This is a genomic window from Legionella quateirensis (genome assembly GCF_001467955.1).
Lineage (GTDB): Bacteria > Pseudomonadota > Gammaproteobacteria > Legionellales > Legionellaceae > Legionella > Legionella quateirensis.
The window spans coordinates 1-22,681 of the sequence record NZ_LNYR01000042.1 but is presented as its reverse complement, the minus strand read 5'-3'; the positions used below and the strand labels follow the sequence as shown (position 1 = coordinate 22,681).

Here is a 22,681-nt window from a genome sequence, read left to right as displayed (position 1 = left end):
GATAATTATCTACCACTCAATATAAACGTTTGTCTTTGCGAACGAAGTGAAGCAATCCAGATCAGGAATCCAATAAGGCTTCGTTCTGGATTGCTTCGCGTTGCTCGCAAAGACGGGTATTTATAGGATTCTTGAGATTTAATTACATACTTTTTCGGCGTTATAAATTATGTGAGGATAATTATCTACCACTCAATATAAACGTTTGTCTTTGCGAACGAAGTGAAGCAATCCAGATCAGGAATCCAATAAGGCTCCGTTCTGGATTGCTTCGCATTGCTCGCAAAGACAGGTATTTATAGGATTATTGGGATTTCGATAAATACATTTTCGGTATTATAAATTATGAGGGGATACCTCAGATCCTGAACGCAGGGAAGCAACTCCAAACACTGGCACAATACCGTATCTGGAGATCTTTCCAGCTTAGGATAATACTCGCTGTACCATATATTGGGGTACAGGCGTTTCGATTCCTGCGCGATCAAATTGCTGTTTAATGCGTTCCTGCAAAACATTCCGTGTTACTGATAATTCAGTCGTACTGACCCATACCATAAACTTGAGTTCTACAGCTGAATTGGCAAAGTTATTAATACTAACAACAGGTTCCGGATCTTTTAATACCTGTTCACAATGTTGCGCTATATCCATTAACATGGATTTGACCAGACTAATATCGCAGTCATAAGCAACCGCTACGATAATATCAAGTCGTCGAGTTGAAAAGTAACTCAGATTGGTAATCTCGGATTTTATCATTGCTTCATTAGGTATTCTGACTAATTTATTGTCCGACGTTTTCAGTTTCGTAGAAAGTAAATCGATTGAATCCACAACCCCGGTTATTCCCTTTACCTCAACGGTATCCCCCACTTTAAAAGGATGTTCAAATAATAAAAATATGCCACTGATTAAATTCGAGGCTGCTGTTTGAGAGGCAAAACTGATAGCAACGGTAAAAACACCTGCTGCCCCCAGTAATACACTAAGCTTGAATCCAATATGCTGTAAACTCGTCACTGCAAAAATGGTGAAAACAGCATAAAAGACAACCCTTCTGATGAGCATGGTCTGATGACGGGAAAACCGTTTAATTAATGCTCGTTCAGCTAATATGCCTAATCGTTTTGAAAAAAAATAGCCAATAACAAATAAACATAACGCAAAGACAATATTGACCATCTTGTCTGGATGGACGAAATAGCTTAAATAACTTTTATGTATCCATTGTTCCACGAATCATCGACCTCATCCCATTTGTTGATTATAATTATGACAGGATTTTATTTTAAAACCATATCGTTACATTATAATTGTCTAAATTTTATAGGCATTGAAGTCACAAGAAGTACACTTTGATTTTTTTTCGATAAATAAGGGCTCTATGAACAAAACAACCCCAATAAACCGTTGTGGCTGGGTCGGACTAAACAAACCACATTATGCACACTATCATGATACCGAATGGGGTATTCCAGTAGATGATGATCAAAAGCATTTTGAAATGATTCTTCTTGAAGGAGCTCAGGCTGGCCTGAACTGGGAAACTATATTAAAAAGACGTGAAGGGTATCGAGAAGCTTTTAAACAATTTAATCCGGACCATGTTGCTCAGATGACTGATGAAGAACTGGAGATTCAGTTAACCAATCCCCAAATTATCCGCAACCGTCTTAAGATCTACTCAACGCGTAAAAATGCTCGTGTATTTTTAGCAATTCAAAAAGAGTTTGGTTCCTTTGACGCTTATATCTGGCGCTTCGTTAATGGCACACCTAAAATCAATCGCCCAAAAAGTCTACAGGATATCCAGGCCAACACGGCTGAATCTGATGCCTTATCCAAAGATCTCAAAAAAAGAGGAATGACTTTTGTAGGCTCAACTATTATGTACGCCTACATGCAGGCTGTTGGTCTGGTTAACGATCATACTGTTGATTGTTTCCGAGCTATGGATGACCTAAGCTAAATTTAACTATCAAAGATACATCACATTCATTTCGATAAACAACATCCAGAGCGCAGTGAGCGATCTCCTGAAACCGGCATGGTGCCTACTTTTGGAGCTCCTTCACTGCGCGTCAAGATGACGAACGTTCCGGAGTTATTGAGAAGTTACAAATACTTCTTTTGCCTCGAGCTTGAAGTTTTTCCCAAGTCCTGATCTCTTGCTTTAATAATATGAAAAGCCCTATGAATTCATATCACCATTGCAAAATAGGTAATTTTACTGACATGACAGATAAGTCCCTTTAGAGAATAATCGCCGCTCTCTTCAATGGTTTATTTATGGAACATCAGGATGTATTCTAAACAAATTCAACGAATGCAATTGTTGTCACACGTCAATGACAAGGTAGTGTTTCGCACCATTTTTGGATGGTTTACCACGTTCATCTGCACTCTTGTCATGCAGATAATTGTTCAAAATACCCTGTTAAATGCCACCTTGGCACATTTTATAGTCATTTTTTCTGCAGCGTTGGGGATGTGGGTTTTTCGTCTTGTTCCTGAAAGTATTCCAGCTGTTTTTATTATTTTAACAACATTATTTTTTAATTTTAACCCGCAACATATTATTCTTTCTGGCTTTATGTCTGATAGTTTTTTTCTAACTTTAAGTTTATTCGCTATAAGCTGTGTGTTAATCAAATCTCAACTATTTTATAGATTTTCCTTATTTTTGTTGTACCGCTTGCCACCCAATCAATCCCTGTTACAAAAAGCACTTTTTGGCATTGGAGCACTAATGACCCCTGTTATCAGTGTTCAAAGCGCTCGAGTGACTCTTATGGCGCCCTTACTGGATGATCTGGTAACCAGCAGCAAAATTAATCCGCGGAGTACTACAGCAAATGCATTAGCTTGTGCCGGTTTTAATGGATGTATTTTATTATCAACTATTTTTCTTACTGGAAAATCAAGTAACTCAATACTCTATGCCATGCTTTCCCAACATCAGATGGGGCAATTTAGTTGGTTCGATTGGTTGTTTGCTGCTTCTTTTCCCGGAGCATTATTAACTGGATTATATTTTATTGTTCAATCCCGATTTTTTAGAATGAATCACTCCGTAAATATCAATAAATTCAGACTCAAAAAAGAATTAATCTCTTTAGGTAAAATCACTATCGAAGAATGGGCGGCAATTATAGGAATAACCACCCTGCTTATCGGACTCTTTTTAACATCCTGGCATCACATTCCTGGCCTCTTGATCTGTATTGCTGTTTTTTTCGTTCTTTTCCTTACCGGTGCTGTAGAAATTCATGAGTTTAAGACAGGGATTAACTGGTCCTTTTTATTCTACCTCGGAGCGATCATTGGGATAATGCGTTACATTCAAAATATCGGTATTGATTTATGGCTCGGCAATCGATTGGGCTGGATCACGGATTTTGCTGATGGCAACATCGTTCTAATCATCGTCAGTATTTATCTGATAAGCTGGTTGTGCGGTTTAATACTGGGAACAATGACTGCTCCGGCCTTGTTGTTTACCGTGATCGTGCCAGTAACTCAAAAAGCGGGGATTAACAGCTGGCTTGTTGCCTTTATTATCCTGATGGCTACTGAAGCTTGGGTATTTCCCTACCAATCCAATTATTTTCTTTGCTTTGAAGAGTTACTCAACAAGAAAAAAAATTTCCAGCTTAAACCTCTTTTACGCTTTAATTCCTGTTTAGCACTTCTGAAACTAGGTATTTTGTTGTCGTCTATTCCTTTTTGGTATTGTTTTAAGATCATCTAATCCAGATTTTAATCATGATACCTGGCAGATTATAATTGAATCAATTAACGCGGCGCTGTGGATGCACTGCCAATTCCAGTGATTCCAACTCGTCCCAACACTGAGCAAAATGATTATTATCACTAAAGCCATAACTTGCCAGTTTGGCATAGACCAAATGAACGTTATCACTGCCTAGACGATAGCATACCGGTACTGCTTTATCGGAGGCACCACCAGTCAGATAGCGATGATATTCTTGAGGAAGCTGAAAAAAAGGAGGCAATGTTTTCGCATTGACATCAGTACCTACGACACGTTGCTGGATTTTAATCCCCTTAGTTGCAAAAATACTGGTTACCAGATCTTCAGATAAATGATTTTTAGGATAGAACGTCATACCTGGAGGAACATAGCTCATTCCATAACCTGGAGGTATGGCTCTGAAAAATACAAAAACCTGTGCTTCAGGATTATTCTCAGCCAGACTTAGTGAAATTCTATGAAAATTCAGATCAGCAATACCAATTGGACTAAAGTTGCAAGCTAACTTTCCATGAAATAAAATTAAATCACCGTATTTGGGATGGGTAATGCGTTCCACATCAAAAGCAAAAAAATTCGTTATTGAATTGTCTTCAGACTTCCATATATCCACATAGAACTGACGATCCGCATCCGTCTGTTGCGGCAATAACATGGCGTTGAAATAATCAGCCTGATTTCTGGCTTTTTCTCCACCTAAAAATTTGAAAATATCTGGTTTATTTATCAACTCAGCCAATTCATCCTGAGTTAATAAATGAGCCGGCTTTATGATTGAACGATACTTTTGCCCTTCCAGGACAATCGGAGTTTCAATCACAGCATTATCAAATGAGAAAGTCGGTTTCGCGATAACTGTTTGCCCAACTCGTTTACGCTGCGCTCTGGCATCCAAACGCTTGTTATGGGCTGCAAACAGGTCTTCCATTTCAGGAGTGACCACCGGATCAGTAGGCACTTCTGGAAATCGTTCTTTATCATAAGGCCCATCAGGAACATGCCAGGTCCAATATTTTAAGAAGAACTCCAATATTCTCAAATCGTTTGGCTTGGCCCATGTGACAGCCAAATCAAAAGGTGTAAGCCCTACTTTATTCTCTGGTAACGTTTTCAAATAAAACAATATAATGCGCACCATGGCAAAATCATTCATTCGGACAGCATCGGCCAAACGACTATTCACCTCATCCAGTGAAACACCTCGATAAAGAAGCATTTCCATTATTTCAGGAGTTTTAGCGTTATCAATAGGTCTGAAGTATAACGAACCATTCCCATAATCATGGGAGTAGTTGTTCAAAGAAGCGCCTTGGCCTATTAAATACTCTGTTATGGCAGCATGACCATTAGCCATGGCTAACAATAAGGGACTAAATCCGAACGGATCTTTACGTTCCAGAAGTTCGGGATTCTTCTGCAATTCACTCTGAACCACAAATAAATTACCATCAATGCAGCTCTGATGTATTAATGAACGAGGATGTTTCAAGGCATGTTCTACTTCAGTAAGATATTGTACACGCAAGGCTAGATAGTGAGCCATGGGATCAACCAGAACCTTCCTGGGGATACAAATAATCATGGAATAACTGATTTGTCTTACCTGTTCTATCCACGGTAATTGTAAAATTCCATCACGCTCTGCAACTTTTAAAATAAACTCGTATTTTTTCTGTTGATTAAAATCCATCTTGCCCGTCATCACGCCTTCATGTTGCCGCGCCTCATAACAGAGTTTTTCAATACTTAAAACACCAAGATGAGCCGCTAGTTCATGCGCCGCCATCCCTTTTGGATCTTTAAAATTCGCCAGATGTGGATCGTGCTCTAATAACTGACGCACTTCCTCTTCGTTAACGTCCAGAATTGCTCGATGTATTTCTGGAATATCAACAGGAACAATCCGATCATAACGTTCATCATATTGCTGAATAGCACCGCCGAAAGCCAAGGCATTCGAAGATCCAAAATAAGGTCGGTCTTTGGCTTTATCACTCTCTATTTCATTTATTTTTTGCAGATTTTCTGGAGTTGGATGGAGCATTAATTCAAAAAGGGACCGCTCAGCAGAACTAAATGGAGCCAGGCTGTCAATCGTTTCTATAAAACGTCTTGCTTGCGCCAGCTCCTCTGCATGATGTAAATCTTTGGTAACTCCCAATCGTGGACTGGCATCAACACTTCTGTCAAAAAAAATAAAATGAGGACCTTTCCCTTTAAAATGAGAATATACCTGTCTTGAAACAAGTGGTCTTGGATACACTAACGAGGATAAATAGCCTTCAGGATGATAAGCAAAGACCAATTCTTTTAATGGTGATCGAAATAGAAGATTATTAAATCGGATGATCCAAGTTGGTGTTCTTGTTAATTCCACCTCTTTATTATTGGGGAGTGCTATATTGTTTAAATAATTTGTTGAATTTCTAAGACGGCTGTATTCCCAGATATTACCCGCACTTACGGAACTGGTACTCAACGATCGGGCATTTTTAAACGAATTAATGATGCCTCGCAATAAACCACCAGGAACTGACATACTATTTGACTCCCTTTCGAGGGCAATATAGAATCCCCCTTAAAAATGGACAAAATATTATCACTGATTCAATTTTTAATCAATTTTCAACCCAACAACCTTTATTCTAATGGATCTCAACTCGTTCTTAAAAAATCACCCTACCCTGCTCTTTGCTGAAGACATGAGAACTATTTGCCAACCTTTATTTAAATTAGGCATCGATTATTTCAGTCACGTTATGATTAATTCGAACAATGAAATGACAGCCAACGCAAGTAATCCGGAGTATTTTCGCTTTTATTTTGAACAAGGGTTCCATCAATCCGATCTGCATACCGCGAAGTTTGACATACCGCAACGTTATGTTCTCTGGCATCTGGTCAAAAGAGAAGGAAAAGCAGAAGAACTGTACCAATCAGGAATAGAATATGGCTTATTTTATATATTTACCATTATAGAACGTTCCCCGACTGAACAGAATTATTATCATTTTGCTGCAAAATCACATAAAGAGTACATGAATGAATTTTATTTCAGACATATTGATTTATTAGAACAATTTATTGCCTACTTCAAACATTCCATGCTTCTTAGCGACGGGCTGAATCGGGCATATAAATTGCCTTATAAAATTAAGGACACTACCGGATCACACATCATTAAGGTAGATTTTTCCAGTTCACTAACCCCAATCGCTATTAACGATTACCTGAACAGCATTCAGATAGAATCAAACAGGGAAAAACCCATTTTAGAATTATCACGACGTGAACTGCAATGTGCTTTATATTTACTTGAAGGCAAAACATCCATAGAAATAGCGGTTTTGCTTAACCTCTCACCCAGAACAGTGGAAGTCTATTTTAATCGACTTAAAAATCGTTTTGGCAGCAAAAATAAAATTCAATTGGTTCGGCATTTAATAGAATCAGGTTTACTCAGTCACGCTATTGTTCCCATTGATTCATAATTTTTAATCACTGTGCTCTCCATTCAGCCTGTAGACACTTGATCTGCAGAATCTCATGTCTAAGGTCGGAGTTTTACACGATAGTTTCCTTATTTGCACCAAATGATCCAATACTGTACAATTGGGAGATTATTGACCTATGCTGCATCGATCAACACTATGCCATCATTCTTCACCGAATCATCAAAACTCTATGAAACAGAAGCCCTTTCAGCCATTAGAACCATTCGTGCCTTGTTAACCTGCGGTTCAAATCATGTATCCGATCAGAATCACGTTGATTTCCAAAGAGGGAATGCGATACGTGCAGCAGTCCCATTAATTGCGTTGCAAAACGCGTTGTATGGAATTCCCCCCTCACATCACGTATTTACCAGAATTTATTTACTCGCATTAAAAAAATACGGTTATGGACATTGCGGCGAATTAGCTCAAGCTGTCTTTATCCACCTGATTGATAACGGAATAGCTCCAGTTGATATGTGCTATACCACTGTCGGTCGTCATGCATTACTTGTTCTTGGTAGAACATCTGACTCCGATCCGACTGACATCTCCACCTGGGGCGATGAAGCTCTGATATGTGATCCTTGGGCGAACATGATCTACCCTGTTTCTCAATTCAGAGCAAAACAGGCTCTTAACCAATACAATCATTATAATCCTGCAATTTATAAAGAAATTGGCGAAGAGTTACCTCCATTTTATCTTGCCGGTGACCTCTCGATTCAATATGGCGTAAAAAATCAATCTGAAGCCGAAGAGTTCAAAAACCGATCTCAAATTGATCCTGAACTACTCTACTTTTTCCAGATAAAAATCAATAACGATTCTGATTTAAATGCCGATCTTATGAGCATGAAAACCATTTTAATTGCATTGATCAATTCACCATTAGCCAAGAACAAAGGGGCTTTACCTGGTATTAAACAAGCCTGGGAATGTTTAACTGCCCTAAAGATTGGACTTGAGACACGATCGGAAGAATCGAAACCTTTAGGCTCCTTTCCTGTAATGTAACGAGAATGGAGTATTGGAAATTAAAACTCCAATTACCTGAAAAACTCCATTACATCAAGACGTACAAACAACACTATTTAGTGCTTGATCAATTTTAAAGTTATAATCAATTAAGGTGTATCGTCAACACTGAGGAATGAAATAGGTCACTCTTTATTGGCATCAGTTAGATTGGGGTTAACCCATAATATGAGTAAAATAAATAAACTATTATCGGGTATTTATTCAATACGGCATGTAATTGCCATAGGAAGCATGCTATTGGGTATCTGTTTGATCAAAAAAATAACCATCTTATTCTATTTTAGTTCTGTGAAGCAGCAATTTACTCTTTTTTCTCTGTGTCATTACCTGTGGCTCTCTAACGATTTGTTTTTACGTTTTATCCTCATCATCAACTTTATTATTAAACCTGTTTTTATCTATTTTGGAATAATATTGTGTTTCTATTATTTTAATGAAAAATTCCAGCTGAAATCCAAAGTTTGATGTTTCTGGTACACCTACAAAGGGTAAAAGGACTTAGGAGAACTCCCAAGGTCCAGGCAGTAGATGCCAGTGCTCAATTTGAACGGATGATCTTTGATTGGCTTGTGGAGCTTTATGAAATCTGACTCATAGCAGCAGGAATACAATAATTCCTACATTGTTTCAGTTTCTGATATCATGGAATAAAAATCAAATGAATCGTTAAAGGATATAGACCCATTATGGACATCATCAATGCATAATTTGATGTTAATTTTTTTAGCGTTCCTGCTTGTTCTGCTTAATGCCTTCTTTGTAGCAGCAGAATTTGGAATGGTAAAAATAAGAGCCACTAAAATACAAGCAATAAAAGATCGCTATGGGCTGCGAGGACGTATTTTAGAACAAGTTCATAATCAATTAGACGCCTATTTATCTGCCTGTCAATTAGGGATTACTCTTGCGTCATTAGGACTAGGTTGGATTGGAGAACCCGCGTTCGCTCAATTATTAGAGCCTGTATTCCAATTTGCTGGAGTCACGTCACCAAAGATCATTACCTTCATTGCATTTCTGGTTGCCTTTACCATTATATCGTTTCTTCATATTGTGGTTGGTGAATTAATGCCAAAATCACTTGCCATCAGACAATCAGTGATTATTTCAATCTGGACTGCAATTCCGTTATATGCATTTTACTGGATAATGTATCCAGCAATCTGGGCGTTAAACAGCTGTTCCAATTTCTTTCTTTCGCTTCTGGGACTGAACAGCTCAAGCCATCATGAAGGAATCTACTCCAGTGATGAGCTCAAATTAATCTTGAGCGGTAGTCACCTTCATGGGGAATTGGATAAAGACGAGCGTGAAATTCTCGAACATACCCTAGATTTAGCGGAACTCAATGTAACAGAAGTTATGCGACCCGCGGATGAGATGATGGTTCTAAATCATGATGAGCCATTTGAGATCATAGCCCAAAAAATTCTGAAAAACAGATTCAGCCGCTACCCTGTATATGACACTGCTAAAAAAGAAATGATTGGAGTCATCCATGTAAAAGACTTATTTGCTGATTTATTAATGCAAAAAGAAATAAACAATGTGACACCTTATATTCGACCTATTTTAAAAGTGTCACATAAACTGCCTGCTATGGATTTACTCCGTAAATTTCGAGCGGGTATGCCGCATTTTGCCCTGGTTTATAAGAATAAAAACACCTTACTCGGATTTGTAACTTTGGATAATCTGTTGCATGTCATGATTGGCCGTATTAAAGACGAATTTCATAAAACACATGATGATTGGATAAAAAATTCAGACGGTTCTATAAGCACCAAAGGAGATTGCTCGCTGTATTCTCTGGAGAGGGCCCTGGATTGTGATATCACCCTGTCTTCTGAAGAAGAAGAGCTGAATACCTTATATGGTCTTATCATTACACGGCATGGCAAATTGCCCAAAGAAGGCGAAATGATTCAGTTTAATGAATTCGACGCCTTGGTTGAAAAAGTTCAGGATTCTTCGATAGTACAAATTAAAATAATTCCCAAATCGAACGAATAAATAAATACTGAACTAAAATAAACTAGGATGTGTTGACAATTCATCTATTTATTTCCAACGTCCCGCGAACAAGTCGCAGGACGTCAAAATCGGAAAGGTCAACAACCCCTAGTACAGTGAGACTCCTGCAGTTATCAATCATTACGAGATGATCCATCATGAGCCAGCATGAATATGAACAGAAACATCCTGAATCAGATAACCACACCTGCTGTCACCACAAAAAGTCCAAAGAAAAATCACATCCCATATCAGCGGGAGAGCAGCTAGCAGGACTTATCTATACCTGTCCCATGCATCCCGAAATACGCCAGACAAATCCAGGAAGTTGCCCAATTTGCGGCATGGCTCTGGAACCAGAAACGGTCTCCTTGGAGCACACTGAAAATCCTGAGTATAAGGAAATGCAAAGACGATTCATTCTCGCATTTATTGCAACATTGCCAGTATTTATTCTGGCCATGGGATCACATTATTTTTCTTCATTAATCTCATTTAAATTATCGGGGTGGATTCAGGCTGTTTTGACCACACTGGTGGTCATTGGTTGTGGATGGCCCTTTTTTCAAAGAGCCGGACTATCGCTCAAAACCCATCACCTGAATATGTTCACTTTGATTGCGATAGGTACTGGTGTTGCATGGGGATATAGTCTATTTGGTCTTTTGTTTCCCTTTTTATTTCCACCGCAATTGCTTGAAGCTTCGGGATTACCGGGACTTTACTTTGAAGCAGCCGCTGTAATCACAACATTGGTATTACTCGGTCAAGTGTTGGAGCTTAAAGCGCGTGAACAGACTGGTGGCGCTATCAGAGCGTTATTAAATTTAAACCCCACTCTCGCTCATCGCCTCTCGGCAGAAGGCGTTGAGGAAGAAATCTCCTTGGATAAAGTGCAGCTGAATGATCTCCTGCGTGTCAAACCGGGTGAAAAAATCCCGGTTGATGGCAGGATCATCAGTGGACAAAGTTATGTTGATGAATCAATGATTACTGGAGAACCCATGCCTGTAAACAAAGTACCAGGAAATCAGGTAATTGGAGCTACCATCAACCAAACCGGCAGTTTTGTAATGCAGGCTCAACATATAGGTCATGATACCCTGTTAGCTCGCATCGTTCGTTCAGTCAGTGAAGCACAACGAAGCCGAGCCCCGATTCAACGCCTTGCAGATACTGTGTCGAGCTGGTTCGTTCCAATGGTAATCCTTATCGCTATAATCTCATTTGTCTTCTGGTTGCTGATTGGACCTGTCCCTGCATTTACCTACGGATTCGTTGCCGCTGTTTCTGTACTGATTATTGCCTGTCCCTGCGCCCTTGGTCTGGCTACTCCGGTTTCCATTACGGTTGGCATTGGCCTGGGAGCACGACATGGTGTACTTATTAAAAATGCAGAAGCTCTTGAAATGATGGAACAAATAGATACTCTGGTTCTGGATAAAACCGGGACGTTGACAGAGGGTCATCCTGCATTAACGAGAATAATAACCTCAACGGGTTATAGCGAAGAAGAACTATTGGCTCTGGCCGCAAGCATTGAAAGCAACAGTGAACATCCTTTGGCTAAAGCCATCATGACAGCAGCTAAAGACAGAACAATTTCAATCACCGCAGTCAAAGAATTTAAAGCCAGCATAGGCCTGGGAGTAAGCGCCATAATTGATTCACGACATGTAGCGTTGGGGAATGCACGTTTTCTAAAAGAATTAGCCATAAGTAGTTCAGAGCTAACGGAAGAGGCCAACAATCAGCAAAAGAAAGGAGCGACTGTTCTCTACATGGCTATAGACAGAAAATTGGCAGGGCTCTTAATCGTTGAGGATCCCATAAAAACCATGAGCCGTTCTACCCTGGAAATCCTGGAAAAAAAAGGAATAAAAGTGGTGATGCTGACCGGTGATACGATAAAAACTGCTGAAGCAGTTGCAACACAATTGGGTATCACGAATTGTATTGCTGAAGTCCTCCCTGAAGATAAAAAACAAGTCATTATTAATTTACAATCCCAAGGGGCAAAGGTGGCTATGGTCGGTGACGGGATTAACGACGCAATTGCATTAACTCAGGCGGATATTGGCATTGCTATGGGAACAGGCAGTGACGTTGCCATTGAAAGTGCTGGTATTACCCTGTTACGTGGCGATTTGAGTGGTATCATTACCGCATTGGATTTGTCAAAAGCCACTTTGAACAATATTCGTCAGAATTTATTTTTTGCCTTTATCTACAATGCCTTGGGCATCCCGATTGCCGCAGGTATTTTCTATCCATTTACCGGTCTGTTGCTTAACCCGATGATAGCAGCTGCAGCCATGTCGCTTAGTTCTGTCTCGGTCATCGTTAATGCACTGAGGTTACGAATCAAGTAACATAGACTCAAATGCCTGTCACCTTTCCTGGGAGGAACAATTCGCGTTCTTTGCAGAACAAACTCCTGCTGTGATAGTATTTTACCAAATGTTAAGCACTTGTTTTCTTATGGCTATAAATCTGAAAGAACTGTCTTCAAGTATCCTGATTCGCGAACCAACCCTTAACGATGAAGAACACTTCGTGGCTACTATGGTACGCAGTCAACCATTGCATCATCCCTACTTAAAAGCGCCGAGTACTTCACAGGAATTTCAAGATTATTATCTTAAATACCAACAGGCAAACAATAAAAGTTATTTAGCACTAAATAATGACCACCAAATCATTGGTGTATTTAATATAAATGACATGGTGCATGGAGTATTTCAAAGTGCTTACATGGGATATTTTGCTTCAATCGATTTTGCTGGACAGGGATTGATGAGCAAGGCATTAAAATTAATTCTGCATCGTGTATTCACTCAATTAAACCTTCATCGGATAGAGGCAAACATCCAGCCAACAAATAAAGCATCAATCTATCTCGCTACCAAAAATGGTTTTCAAGAAGAAGGCTATTCCCCCAGATATCTCAAAATAAATGACATCTGGTGTGACCATATCCGATTTGCATTAACTTATGAAGACTGGATCGCTCTTAAACTGATACCTGAATTGTAAGAAGTCACGTGGGGATGGTGAATCTTGGTCGAGCGGTCAGGTTTGAGTCCAGGTTGAACGAAAAAACTTTCAAAAAAGCGGAGCATAGGCGGCTCTGTGTGCATTTTTTGGGACGCTTTTCGTTCAAGATGGAACCATGGCCGTTCCTTGATAGGGACTCTGAATTAAGTTAATGTGGACATATCAATAACAAAACGATATTTAACATCGCCCTGTTCCAATCGTTTAAATGCCGTATTGATTTCATCCATCCGAATCAGCTCAATATCCGCGGTAATGTGATGCTCGGCACAAAAATCTAACATTTCCTGCGTATCTTTTATTCCACCGATCAAGGAACCGCTTACACTCAAGCGCTTAAAAATCATGGGCAATAAAGGAAGTTCCATTGGCTCAGCTGGCAATCCCACCTGAGCGAATTGTCCACCAATCTTAAGAATGTTCAGATAACGATTCATATCATGTTTGGCTGATACGGTATCAAGAATAAAATCATATTGATTAGTCAGGGCATGCATGGCTTGTTCATCAGTCGATAATACAACGTCTGAAGCGCCTAATTGTTTTGCTGCATTAACTTTATCTGGAGAAGTGGTGAAGACGGTGACGTATGCACCCATGGCATGAGCCAATTTAACAGCCATGTGTCCTAAGCCGCCTAATCCTACGATTCCTATTTTACTTCCTTTTCCTACCTGAGCTTTTTTCAATGGAGTATAGGTAGTAATGCCTGCACACAACAACGGTGCTGCAGCTGCCGGATCCATTGATTTATTGATTCGTAATACGAAATCCTGGGTTACTACGATCTTTTTGGAATAACCACCATAGGTCACACCGCCAGAATGTGCGTCCTTAGTGTTATAAGTCTGCGTGTTCCCTGCCAGACAATATTGTTCTTCATGGTTTTCACAATTAGGACAATGACGACAGGAATCAACCATACATCCAACCCCAACCAGATCACCAACAGCAAATCGAGTGACATCAGATCCAACGGCTGTGACTCGCCCGATAATTTCATGCCCGGGCACCATAGGATATTGAGAAAATCCCCAATCATTATCCACCTGATGGATGTCTGAATGACAAATACCACAAAATAAAATATCAATAGCTACATCATTAGCATCCGGCTCACGACGCTCAAAACTGAAGGGTTGTAAGGGAGCGCCACGTTCAAGCGCGGCATAACCAATTGTTGTTGACATAATCTGTCCTTACACTGAAAAAATAAAGTTAAATAAACTGCATTAAGAGCTTTTGATAAGTACTCTATAACCTAATCGTGGCGGGTCATTGATGCGAGCATGCCACACATTATTCTCAACAGCCTCTAACCCGTCTTTAAACTCATGATGATTTAAAACTATAGACCTAATTACAGTATTGATCCAGCCAACATTCTCCATAAGAATCACATACTTCAACTTCCTCACAGACTGGCACGTAATATCGTTGTACAGGAACATTGATAACAACATTCGGAATAATAATCGACGGGCCAATACCATAGTTATACCCTCGATCATAATAGGGGTAACCACCTGGATAGGGATAACCACCTGGGTTATATACGGTTATGTCTTCGCCATGATAATGGACATTCCCACCCCCAAAACCAACACGTACGGCGCCCCCATGCCAGGCCAGGCTGGCAGTACAGACCAGCACGCCCAGTACAAGTCCACACATTCTGCCTGCAGCGCTCTTGAAATTCATCATGATGTTCATCCTATATTTATTTTTATTATATGATACTGATGTACATTATCATTCAGTTGTTTTTCTGGCAGTTAACAGGAACGTTACACCCCTTATTATAAAACCTTTTATTTTTGCTGGAAATTACGAATTTTTTTATCCGTATTGTATTGAGAAAGTGAGTAAACAGCCCAAAGAGCAGCAGGCACCCATCCAATAAGCGTGAGTTGTAATAGCAGACAGATAATACCCTGAATAGGTCGTCCAATAGTAAAAAATACCGTAAAGGGTAAAAATATTGCCAAAAAGAGACGCACGGTACATCCTTACAAACGAAAGCAGATCTTATTGATTTAATTGTAATCACTTGATATTTGATAATCAATTATTTAAACATAAAATATCCACTTCTATTGTTAAGCACTTCATGGTTCAATGATGACAAATGAATAAAAAATAACCAAAAATACACTATAATTAAACAATATCCATGCGATACACATCGGAGATGACATGTATAAGTTAACTCAAATTGAAGGCATTGGTCCCAAATTTGCGGCAATGCTGAAACAGGCTGGAATTGAAGATCAGGAAGAGCTATTACAAACGTGCAGCAGTCGAAGAGGAAGGTTAAAGTTAGCAGAACAAACAGGAATCAGTCATAAATTAATTCTGAAATGGACTAATCAGGCAGATTTGGCGCGTGTAAACGGAATCAGTGAAGAATTCGCCGAATTACTGGAGAAAGCTGGAGTAGACTCCATCCCCGAGCTGGCTCATCGCAATCCAGAACACCTTTATACCGTGTTAAAAGAGAAAAATGAGGTCAGCCATCTCGTTCGACACATACCCGGACTTCCTCAAGTAATTCACTGGATAGAAGAAGCTAAAAAACTGCCCAAAAAGGTATTCCATTGATGTCTTGGTAGAAATTAATTCAGAACATTGCGGTTGATTTAAATCTGTATTTTATTGAAATTTAATCATTTAATTTCTACTAAAAAAGCGGTATGGAAAACACAAAGACAAACCAAACTTAATAATTTCTTAACACTTTGTTGCTATAATCGTCCTATTAAATATTTGGAACACATTGCCCATGCCGACATTGTATCAAGGTAAAGAATTAACTCGCTATAAAGAAAAGTCCGGTGGAAAAAATAAAAGTGACGTTGATGGCTTTTATGAAAACAGCGATCACGAGCAATTTTTCATCAAAAAACCTGCTGATAAGAGTGAATTGTTTACCGAATTGTTTGCCGGCTTATTGCTCAATGAATTTAAAAATCGCAAATTAATAAGTGAGGTTTATTTTCCCTCATTAATTTGTGCCGATGTCATTCAATTTGAGGATGGCTCATACGGCTTGATCCAACCCTTAGTCGCATTTGACGAATTACATAAAATTATTGGAACGAGCTACAGTGATGGGAGTGATAGAGATCCAATAAAAGAAGCACTATCCGGACCTAATTACTATACCTCCGTTACCAAGTTAGGTGAGTCCTTTGGTCTATCGATAGCACTGATGTTTTCCTTGTTACTTGGAGCCCACAGCGTTCATAGCGGAAACATTGTCGCGCTCAAAGGAAATGAAAAAGCCACCAGCAAACAATTCGGCCGAATTGACTGGGGTGACGCGTTTCGTAACTTTGCTCATAAGGAAAATAATACGGATATTCTGTACGCCTATGAAAATCGAGGCGTGTTCAATTATAAACGGTTTACAAAAGACTACTTCCTCAATTTCAAGAAAATCAATGGACTGTTTCCTGCAATGGCTGAAAAAGCTAAGGAATTACTCCCTAAAGTGCCGGAAGATATTCTGCTGGATATAGTGGTCAGTGCATTGAAAAAAATCCCGTCCGATTTCATTGATCAAACAACGAAAGATAAATTAGCACACTATATGACTATGCCGTCGTTCAAAGAGGTACAATTGGGATCAGAGGCTCATGTTGATACTTTTGCGACAGAAATGGCCAAATTACTAGAACAACGTATGACTAAAATCACTGAATTAAAAGATATTGTCGTACAAGAAATACCGGAAAATTTGTATGCCAGCGTTATTCATTTACCACCTCAGCCCCTTACATTTGATGAATTTACTTCGTTCCCTGATATAATAAAACACTGGAGCAGTTCAATACGTCCCCATGTCACGATTGATATCGCAGGCTTGAACCTCTCAAATCTGGCGAACGTATTTAATAGTTATGTTTCAGATCTCGCTAATGTCTGTGAATCGACTAACCAATGGGCACACACCCTCTCCAATAATTACAATATGTTCCAACCCTATGATATGGGTCACGGTGAATCAATCCACGGTCATGCGTTTGTTCCTCAATATAAAGAAAGCACCATATTACGCCGATTATTTTCAATGGATCTTCGTACGCTTAATACACCGAGATTTGCTGCGTTTGAGAACGCCATCCAAAATTATTCAAAAGATCATACCGAGTCTGAATGGGTGAAGATACAAACAGTGTTAGGTCTTGGGCAAGAAATAGTAATGCTCCTTAATATAATCAACCAAGTCCAAAAGTTTGGTATGGAAGAAGAAGTCAGCCAAAATATTGAGCGTTTTAAAACGAATCTTACTGCGTTCCTGAAAGCCGAAGCTGAGGTTCGTCATTTAATCGATAATCCACGAGTACCTCCGCACAAAGAACCACATTCCGAAAGTAGCTTTTTTTATCCCATAGAGGACATCGAGTTAAATCAAATGACTGGCGAACAACTGGCTACTATCTACCTCGAAGAGATGAATCATAATGTTCCTAGCCAATTAATCGTGCGCATCATAAAAAATGATCCGTTGTGGCATCGAATGAATCAGGCTTTTGATAGCGGAGTTTTTAATCCAAGACTAGATCAACCGATGGAAAAGATTGCAAAAGCCCGTGAATGGAGGCAATTATTTGAAATTGAACATACACATTCTATGAAACACATCAGTGCATTGGAACAACAGACCGCTGTGCTAAATAAGGAAGTAAAAGATAAAACAGATGAAGCGAGAACTCTGAATACCGCCTTGCAGCAACAAACAGAACTAACTCAAGCACTATTAAAGAAAGTGGAACAACTGGAACAGCAACAGTCAGAATCTCACTCCATTAAAGAGGAAATAGCACTTTTAAAACCGGAAATAGAATTGCTTCAACGCCAGTTAGACGTTGCTGCAAAAAAAGAACAATCCGTATTAAGCGAGCACTCCAATGAAATGAGTTCGCTCACCCAAAAGATAAGTGAAAAAGAATTGCGTATTACCCAATTAGATGAACGGTTACACGCTCTTCAAAAAGTAAATACTGAACTTCAAGCCGAGATTAAAAAGGAACAACAGGGTAAAATACACGCAGAACAATCAACGATGCTAATCAAAGAAGAACTGGACACATTAAATCTTGAATTAAGTCGACTGCAAAACGAATTAGCAACCGCAAAAGAGCAAAACTCTCTTTTATCCAATGAACAATTACATAAAATTGAAGAGCTTGGCAGCCAGTTAAAGACCAATCAATTGTTATTAAAACAAGCGAATGAGCAATTGAAACAATTGGAAGAAATCAATACAACCCTCAAATCTGAAATCACTCAGCTGAGGGAAAGCAAAAATTCAGCGGAAGACTCTGCTCTGAAATTGACAGAAGAACTACGATCCCTAAAAATCCAAATGGAACAACTGCACCTTCAACTAACTGAAAAAAACCGTTCTATTTCAGAACTGCATCAACAAAGAACTGTTACACCTCCTGTAGATAAACCTCTGGTAGAAGACGATCTCCCTTCAACTGAATCGATAAGGAACAAGGAACAGGAAGAATTCATTCAACAGCAGTTAAAAAAGGAAATTGCACTACTTAAAGAAGACCTGAAAAAGCGCAAAACACAAACAAATCCTATAGACGAGCTGATTCAATTAAACTCCAAAGCACAAGAAAAGTACAAAACTGCTTTAGAGCATAATAAGCCAATTCATTTTGCCCGCCTGGAACGAATGGCTCCCGTGCTCCTTCAGGTCAAGAATATTGAAATGAAAGCGGCCAAACTGGCAAAAAGAAATGAAACCAAGGCAGCTGATGCCGCTTTACATCTTGCTTCCCAGATACGAGCAGAAATAAAAGGATATGCCGAAAGTGAAGAACAAAATGAACAGCTTGCTTTGAACGATTTTAAAATCAAGGCAGGTCGTCACATTAATGCATCAAAAAATACATTGATTCATCATAGGGAAGAGTGGAAATACATCCTGGCCAATGTCACTGTAGGCATACTTCTTCTTGGAATCGGTTATGCTGCGGCAATATTAATTAATAAACAAGTGACAGGCCATTATACATTCTTTAGTAAAACAGACAGCATCAAACAAGTGGAGCAACTAAACGAAAGTATCATTTCAAATGACATAAAACCCTTCAGTGGTGGCTGAACAATTTAAACATCAACTAAAGGGTATGCATTTGCTCCCCATACATCAGAATAATTAATTCATGATGCAATGAGTCAATTTACATTTGGATTATCCAATAACCTGATCCAACCACGGTATGTTTTTTAAAGACTGTATTATTTCATTGCTGATGTCTATTGCATTGGAAGGATGTCGAACTGTATTGCAGGTAATTATTTTGTCGACTCCTGCAGCCAATATCTGTTGATATGCCTCTCCAGCAAAAATCGCATGCACACCAATACACACTGGAGGAGGTAAATTGAGCGAATGTAACTGTTTTACTGCCTCTATCATGGTCATGCCAGTAGAGATAATGTCATCAATTAATATGGGTGTTTTACCGGAATAAAGTTCCAGATTGGGGATTGACACGTCAACAGATCGATCCCCCTTTCTGTTTTTTTCTAAAATAACAAAAGGTGCCTGAGCTTCATCCGCGATATGATTGACCCATTGCATGCTTTCTTCATCAGGGCCAATAAGTAATGGCTGCTTTATGTTAGTTCTTATCCAGTGCGCGATTGGCTTGGTCGCATGAAGAACCTCAGTAGGTATCTCATAAACATCATTTAAGGAATGCCAGCGATGCAAATGAGGGTCTAACGTAATCAAGCCATCAAAGTAATGCGAGATGAGTTTGGCAAAATATTGTGAGGTAATTCCCTGGCCCTGTTCAAATACCTTATCCTGACGCATATAAGCGAGATAAGGCGCGATAAGAATTACTTGCGATGCGCCTAGAGCCCTTGCAGTTTCTGCAGCAAAGAGTAATGGAACTATTTTAGGATTTGGTGTATCTAAACTGGCGATGAAAACTACAGGACGATTTGTGACCTCTGTTTCGATTTTAAAAACTGTTTCCCCATCTGGAAATTGATGTTGGTTGATGCTGCCTAATTCATAATGACCGTTTTTTTGAATTCCAAGAGCGAGCTCATCGTAGTTAAATAAAGGAAAAATAATTGGTTTATTGTTCATCCGCTGACCTCAATTTGAAATATATCATGTTCCTGTCTCAAAAAATCCAGGGCGTAATTCAGCTGTCCTTTGGTTTCGGCATGAACTTTAAATAATGGCTGGGATTTTGCGACCACACTATGCAAAGGTACAAATAATTCAACACCTGCGGCTTTTGCTTCAGGCGCTCCGGCCAATTTCGCAACACGAGCGATATGACGATTATCAATATTGACTATAGTTCCGGACACTGTGGACTCTATGGTTTGAGAAAATGGAGCTTTTGGAATACTTCTGAAGCCGCCCTGTGCTTCACAAATCGCTTGAAATTTAGCCATAGCTTTACCACAGTCAAGCAGTTCGGTTGCAATGCTTAAACCCTGACCGGGCTCAACGCCTTGGGCGAACTCAATGACTTGTCCAGCAAGTAACAAAGAATGCTCTCTTAAGCTCTGCGGTGCATCAGCATCCCGATTAAGAACAGAGAGTACATCAACGGCTTCCAATGCCGGACCTATGCCTCTGCCAACGGGTTGCGCACCATCAGAAAATACAATTTTTATGTGCAAACCGAATTCATGAGCTACTGTTTCAAGAAAGTTTTTGAGGCGCCTTGCGCGCTCTATAGATCGTACTTTAGCTGTCGTACCGATAGGCATATCTATCACAATATGAGTGGAGCCAGCCGCAATTTTTTTTGACAAAATTGAAGCAACCATTTGTCCTTCACTGTCGATATTAACCGTTCTTTCAATTCTGATTAATAAATCATCTGCTGGACTCAATGCCATGGAACCACCCCAGACAAGACATCCGTTTTCCTTCTCCACAACCTTGTGCATTGCAGTTAAATCCAGATCGACGCAGGTAAACACTTCCATAGTATCCGCTGTTCCAGCTGGAGATGTGATGGCTCTTGATGAGGTTTTAGGAATCATCAAACCGTATGCTGCGACAATTGAAACAACTATGGGCGTCGTTCGATTTCCCGGAAGTCCACCCACACAATGTTTATCAACAATAATAGATGAAGGCCAGGTTATTTTTTGTCCGGTATCTATCATTGCTTTAGTTAAATCAATCACTTCCCTTTTGGACATGTGATCATTAGAGCTGGCCGCTATAAACATGGCGATATTGATGTCGGATAATTGTCCGGAGATTAGATCTTCAATGATTTGTCTGGTTTCATTGGCTTTCAATTCATGACCATAAATTTTAGAACGAATGTAACTCAATGAATCCAGCGGCTTAGGATGAGTAACCGTCACTTCATCACCGGCTTGAGCAGACAATAAATCCCAGGCATAACGAGAAAGACTGGCTTCATTATGTCGCAATAATTTAGTTTCAACAGTATTCACGGTGGCAATAATGGAACGATCCTTTAAGGTTACCCTGACCCGTGACTGAGCAGTAAATCCTTCTGATTTACAGATATGGCAATCTTCCCTCATATAAATTATGGGATCTTTAAAGGTATTGATACCTAAATACTTCAGTGTCAAAGTTGAATAAGTATCACTCATAATAAATTCGATAAATTTGAGTTAATATTAATGTCCTTATTTAATTATTTCATGCAAAACGCAAGATTTAATCATAGAAACAGTATGCCATAGTCCATCCAGCAAAAAAATTACAATAACGTACTTTTATGTGAATAAACAAGTTCAACCGAGCGGCGACCGTATGGAGTCGCTTACGCGATTAATTTAACCCCCTCACCCTTGATCCCTCTCCCCCACGCTGCGCGCGGTGGAGAGGGGAATAAAATAAGAGGCGATTAATTACTATTAATTAAAATTGATTTGTTCCACAGCCTCGTTAGGAAGAGGAATATTGGGATGACAATTTTAATCACAGAACAAAATACCCAGTGATGCATCTCATTTGTATTGCAATTTGCACTGTACTTAGTGATACAAAGAATTGAGTTTCGATTAAATGAGCAAAGACAGGTTATACCACAATTTTACTGTTCCGCTTTTTGACGAGGCTGTGGAACAAATCAATTTTAATTAATAGTAATTAATCGCCTCTTATTTTATTTAAACAACCAACAATCTCCCCTCTCCACCGCGCGCAGCGTGGGGGAGAGGGATCAAGGGGGTCCGACCCGGACACATCGGTAACACAAATGACCGGACACATAGGTAACAGTTAACATTCATACAGACCAGAAAAAGG

17 protein-coding genes are annotated in these 22,681 nt (G+C 39.5%); 10 read left to right on the top strand and 7 right to left on the bottom strand.

Annotated features, from left to right (window positions below):
• Positions 1 to 426: 426 nt before the first annotated feature.
• A complete protein-coding gene (locus Lqua_RS14645) occupies positions 427 to 1,239 on the bottom strand; it encodes a mechanosensitive ion channel family protein (protein ID WP_058475032.1) in 813 nt (270 codons plus the stop codon).
• A gap of 148 nt (positions 1,240 to 1,387) precedes the next feature.
• On the opposite strand from Lqua_RS14645, the gene Lqua_RS14640 reads away from it, so the two are divergent.
• Together Lqua_RS14640 and Lqua_RS14635 are read left to right on the top strand one after the other, a co-directional pair.
• On the top strand, positions 1,388 to 1,972 hold the full coding sequence (locus tag Lqua_RS14640) for a DNA-3-methyladenine glycosylase I (RefSeq protein ID WP_058475031.1): 585 nt from the start codon (positions 1,388 to 1,390) through the stop codon (positions 1,970 to 1,972).
• 333 nt (positions 1,973 to 2,305) lie between these two features.
• The gene (locus Lqua_RS14635; protein ID WP_058475030.1) at positions 2,306 to 3,754 is read left to right on the top strand and encodes an SLC13 family permease; all 1,449 of its coding nucleotides are present in this window, start codon (positions 2,306 to 2,308) and stop codon (positions 3,752 to 3,754) included.
• 40 nt (positions 3,755 to 3,794) lie between these two features.
• Here Lqua_RS14635 and Lqua_RS14630 read toward each other — a convergent pair whose 3' ends face one another.
• Positions 3,795 to 6,317, bottom strand: coding sequence for an ankyrin repeat domain-containing protein (locus Lqua_RS14630; protein ID WP_058475029.1), 2,523 nt, complete (start codon positions 6,315 to 6,317; stop codon positions 3,795 to 3,797).
• Between the two features lie 163 nt (positions 6,318 to 6,480).
• Here Lqua_RS14630 and Lqua_RS14625 point away from each other — a divergent pair, with 163 nt between their 5' ends.
• The 6 genes from Lqua_RS14625 to Lqua_RS14600 all read left to right on the top strand — a co-directional run bounded on the left by Lqua_RS14625 (position 6,481) and on the right by Lqua_RS14600 (position 13,362).
• Entirely contained in the window at positions 6,481 to 7,269 is a 789-nt protein-coding gene (locus tag Lqua_RS14625; protein WP_058475028.1) for a helix-turn-helix transcriptional regulator, read from the top strand.
• Between the two features lie 132 nt (positions 7,270 to 7,401).
• On the top strand, positions 7,402 to 8,289 hold the full coding sequence (locus Lqua_RS14620) for a hypothetical protein (RefSeq protein WP_162264409.1): 888 nt from the start codon (positions 7,402 to 7,404) through the stop codon (positions 8,287 to 8,289).
• Positions 8,290 to 8,478: 189 nt separating this feature from the next.
• Positions 8,479 to 8,778 carry a hypothetical protein gene (locus tag Lqua_RS14615; protein ID WP_058475026.1) on the top strand — a complete coding sequence of 100 codons (300 nt, stop codon included), beginning with the start codon at positions 8,479 to 8,481 and terminating at the stop codon, positions 8,776 to 8,778.
• Positions 8,779 to 9,012: 234 nt separating this feature from the next.
• Positions 9,013 to 10,326 (top strand): hemolysin family protein, encoded by a 1,314-nt coding sequence (locus Lqua_RS14610; protein ID WP_058475025.1) that lies wholly within the window; start codon positions 9,013 to 9,015, stop codon positions 10,324 to 10,326.
• Between the two features lie 158 nt (positions 10,327 to 10,484).
• The gene (locus Lqua_RS14605; protein ID WP_058475024.1) at positions 10,485 to 12,698 is read left to right on the top strand and encodes a copper-transporting P-type ATPase; all 2,214 of its coding nucleotides are present in this window, start codon (positions 10,485 to 10,487) and stop codon (positions 12,696 to 12,698) included.
• Between the two features lie 109 nt (positions 12,699 to 12,807).
• The gene (locus Lqua_RS14600; RefSeq protein WP_058475023.1) at positions 12,808 to 13,362 is read left to right on the top strand and encodes a GNAT family N-acetyltransferase; all 555 of its coding nucleotides are present in this window, start codon (positions 12,808 to 12,810) and stop codon (positions 13,360 to 13,362) included.
• A 164-nt stretch (positions 13,363 to 13,526) separates the two neighbouring features.
• Here the strand turns inward: Lqua_RS14600 and Lqua_RS14595 are convergent, their stop codons facing one another.
• From Lqua_RS14595 to Lqua_RS18025, 3 genes are all read right to left on the bottom strand, one after another.
• Positions 13,527 to 14,573, bottom strand: a complete 1,047-nt coding sequence (locus Lqua_RS14595; RefSeq protein WP_058475022.1) for an NAD(P)-dependent alcohol dehydrogenase — start codon at positions 14,571 to 14,573, stop codon at positions 13,527 to 13,529.
• A 166-nt stretch (positions 14,574 to 14,739) separates the two neighbouring features.
• Complete coding sequence (locus Lqua_RS14590) at positions 14,740 to 15,087, bottom strand: hypothetical protein (protein ID WP_058475021.1); 348 nt, start codon at positions 15,085 to 15,087, stop codon at positions 14,740 to 14,742.
• A gap of 107 nt (positions 15,088 to 15,194) precedes the next feature.
• Entirely contained in the window at positions 15,195 to 15,383 is a 189-nt protein-coding gene (locus tag Lqua_RS18025; RefSeq protein ID WP_083501355.1) for a YqaE/Pmp3 family membrane protein, read from the bottom strand.
• 196 nt (positions 15,384 to 15,579) lie between these two features.
• Here Lqua_RS18025 and Lqua_RS14580 point away from each other — a divergent pair, with 196 nt between their 5' ends.
• The gene (locus Lqua_RS14580) at positions 15,580 to 15,984 is read left to right on the top strand and encodes a DUF4332 domain-containing protein (RefSeq protein WP_058475019.1); all 405 of its coding nucleotides are present in this window, start codon (positions 15,580 to 15,582) and stop codon (positions 15,982 to 15,984) included.
• Positions 15,985 to 16,165: 181 nt separating this feature from the next.
• A complete protein-coding gene (locus Lqua_RS14575) occupies positions 16,166 to 19,510 on the top strand; it encodes a LepB GTPase-activating domain-containing protein (RefSeq protein WP_058475018.1) in 3,345 nt (1,114 codons plus the stop codon).
• 90 nt (positions 19,511 to 19,600) lie between these two features.
• Here the strand turns inward: Lqua_RS14575 and Lqua_RS14570 are convergent, their stop codons facing one another.
• Positions 19,601 to 20,512, bottom strand: a complete 912-nt coding sequence (locus tag Lqua_RS14570; RefSeq protein ID WP_058475017.1) for a ribose-phosphate pyrophosphokinase — start codon at positions 20,510 to 20,512, stop codon at positions 19,601 to 19,603.
• Positions 20,509 to 22,020 (bottom strand): thymidine phosphorylase family protein, encoded by a 1,512-nt coding sequence (locus Lqua_RS14565; protein WP_058475016.1) that lies wholly within the window; start codon positions 22,018 to 22,020, stop codon positions 20,509 to 20,511. Before Lqua_RS14565 ends, Lqua_RS14570 begins: the two co-directional genes overlap by 4 nt.
• Positions 22,021 to 22,681: the final 661 nt, after the last annotated feature.

Coding starts and splice junctions, on each gene's coding strand:
- Lqua_RS14640 (WP_058475031.1), top strand. CDS start 1,388: ATGAACAAAACAACCCCAATAAACCGTTGTGGCTGGGTCGGACTAAAC.
- Lqua_RS14635 (WP_058475030.1), top strand. CDS start 2,306: ATGTATTCTAAACAAATTCAACGAATGCAATTGTTGTCACACGTCAAT.
- Lqua_RS14630 (WP_058475029.1), bottom strand. CDS start 6,317: ATGTCAGTTCCTGGTGGTTTATTGCGAGGCATCATTAATTCGTTTAAA.
- Lqua_RS14625 (WP_058475028.1), top strand. CDS start 6,481: ATGAGAACTATTTGCCAACCTTTATTTAAATTAGGCATCGATTATTTC.
- Lqua_RS14615 (WP_058475026.1), top strand. CDS start 8,479: ATGAGTAAAATAAATAAACTATTATCGGGTATTTATTCAATACGGCAT.
- Lqua_RS14610 (WP_058475025.1), top strand. CDS start 9,013: ATGCATAATTTGATGTTAATTTTTTTAGCGTTCCTGCTTGTTCTGCTT.
- Lqua_RS14605 (WP_058475024.1), top strand. CDS start 10,485: ATGAGCCAGCATGAATATGAACAGAAACATCCTGAATCAGATAACCAC.
- Lqua_RS14600 (WP_058475023.1), top strand. CDS start 12,808: ATGGCTATAAATCTGAAAGAACTGTCTTCAAGTATCCTGATTCGCGAA.
- Lqua_RS14595 (WP_058475022.1), bottom strand. CDS start 14,573: ATGTCAACAACAATTGGTTATGCCGCGCTTGAACGTGGCGCTCCCTTA.
- Lqua_RS14590 (WP_058475021.1), bottom strand. CDS start 15,087: ATGATGAATTTCAAGAGCGCTGCAGGCAGAATGTGTGGACTTGTACTG.
- Lqua_RS14580 (WP_058475019.1), top strand. CDS start 15,580: ATGTATAAGTTAACTCAAATTGAAGGCATTGGTCCCAAATTTGCGGCA.
- Lqua_RS14575 (WP_058475018.1), top strand. CDS start 16,166: ATGCCGACATTGTATCAAGGTAAAGAATTAACTCGCTATAAAGAAAAG.
- Lqua_RS14570 (WP_058475017.1), bottom strand. CDS start 20,512: ATGAACAATAAACCAATTATTTTTCCTTTATTTAACTACGATGAGCTC.
- Lqua_RS14565 (WP_058475016.1), bottom strand. CDS start 22,020: ATGAGTGATACTTATTCAACTTTGACACTGAAGTATTTAGGTATCAAT.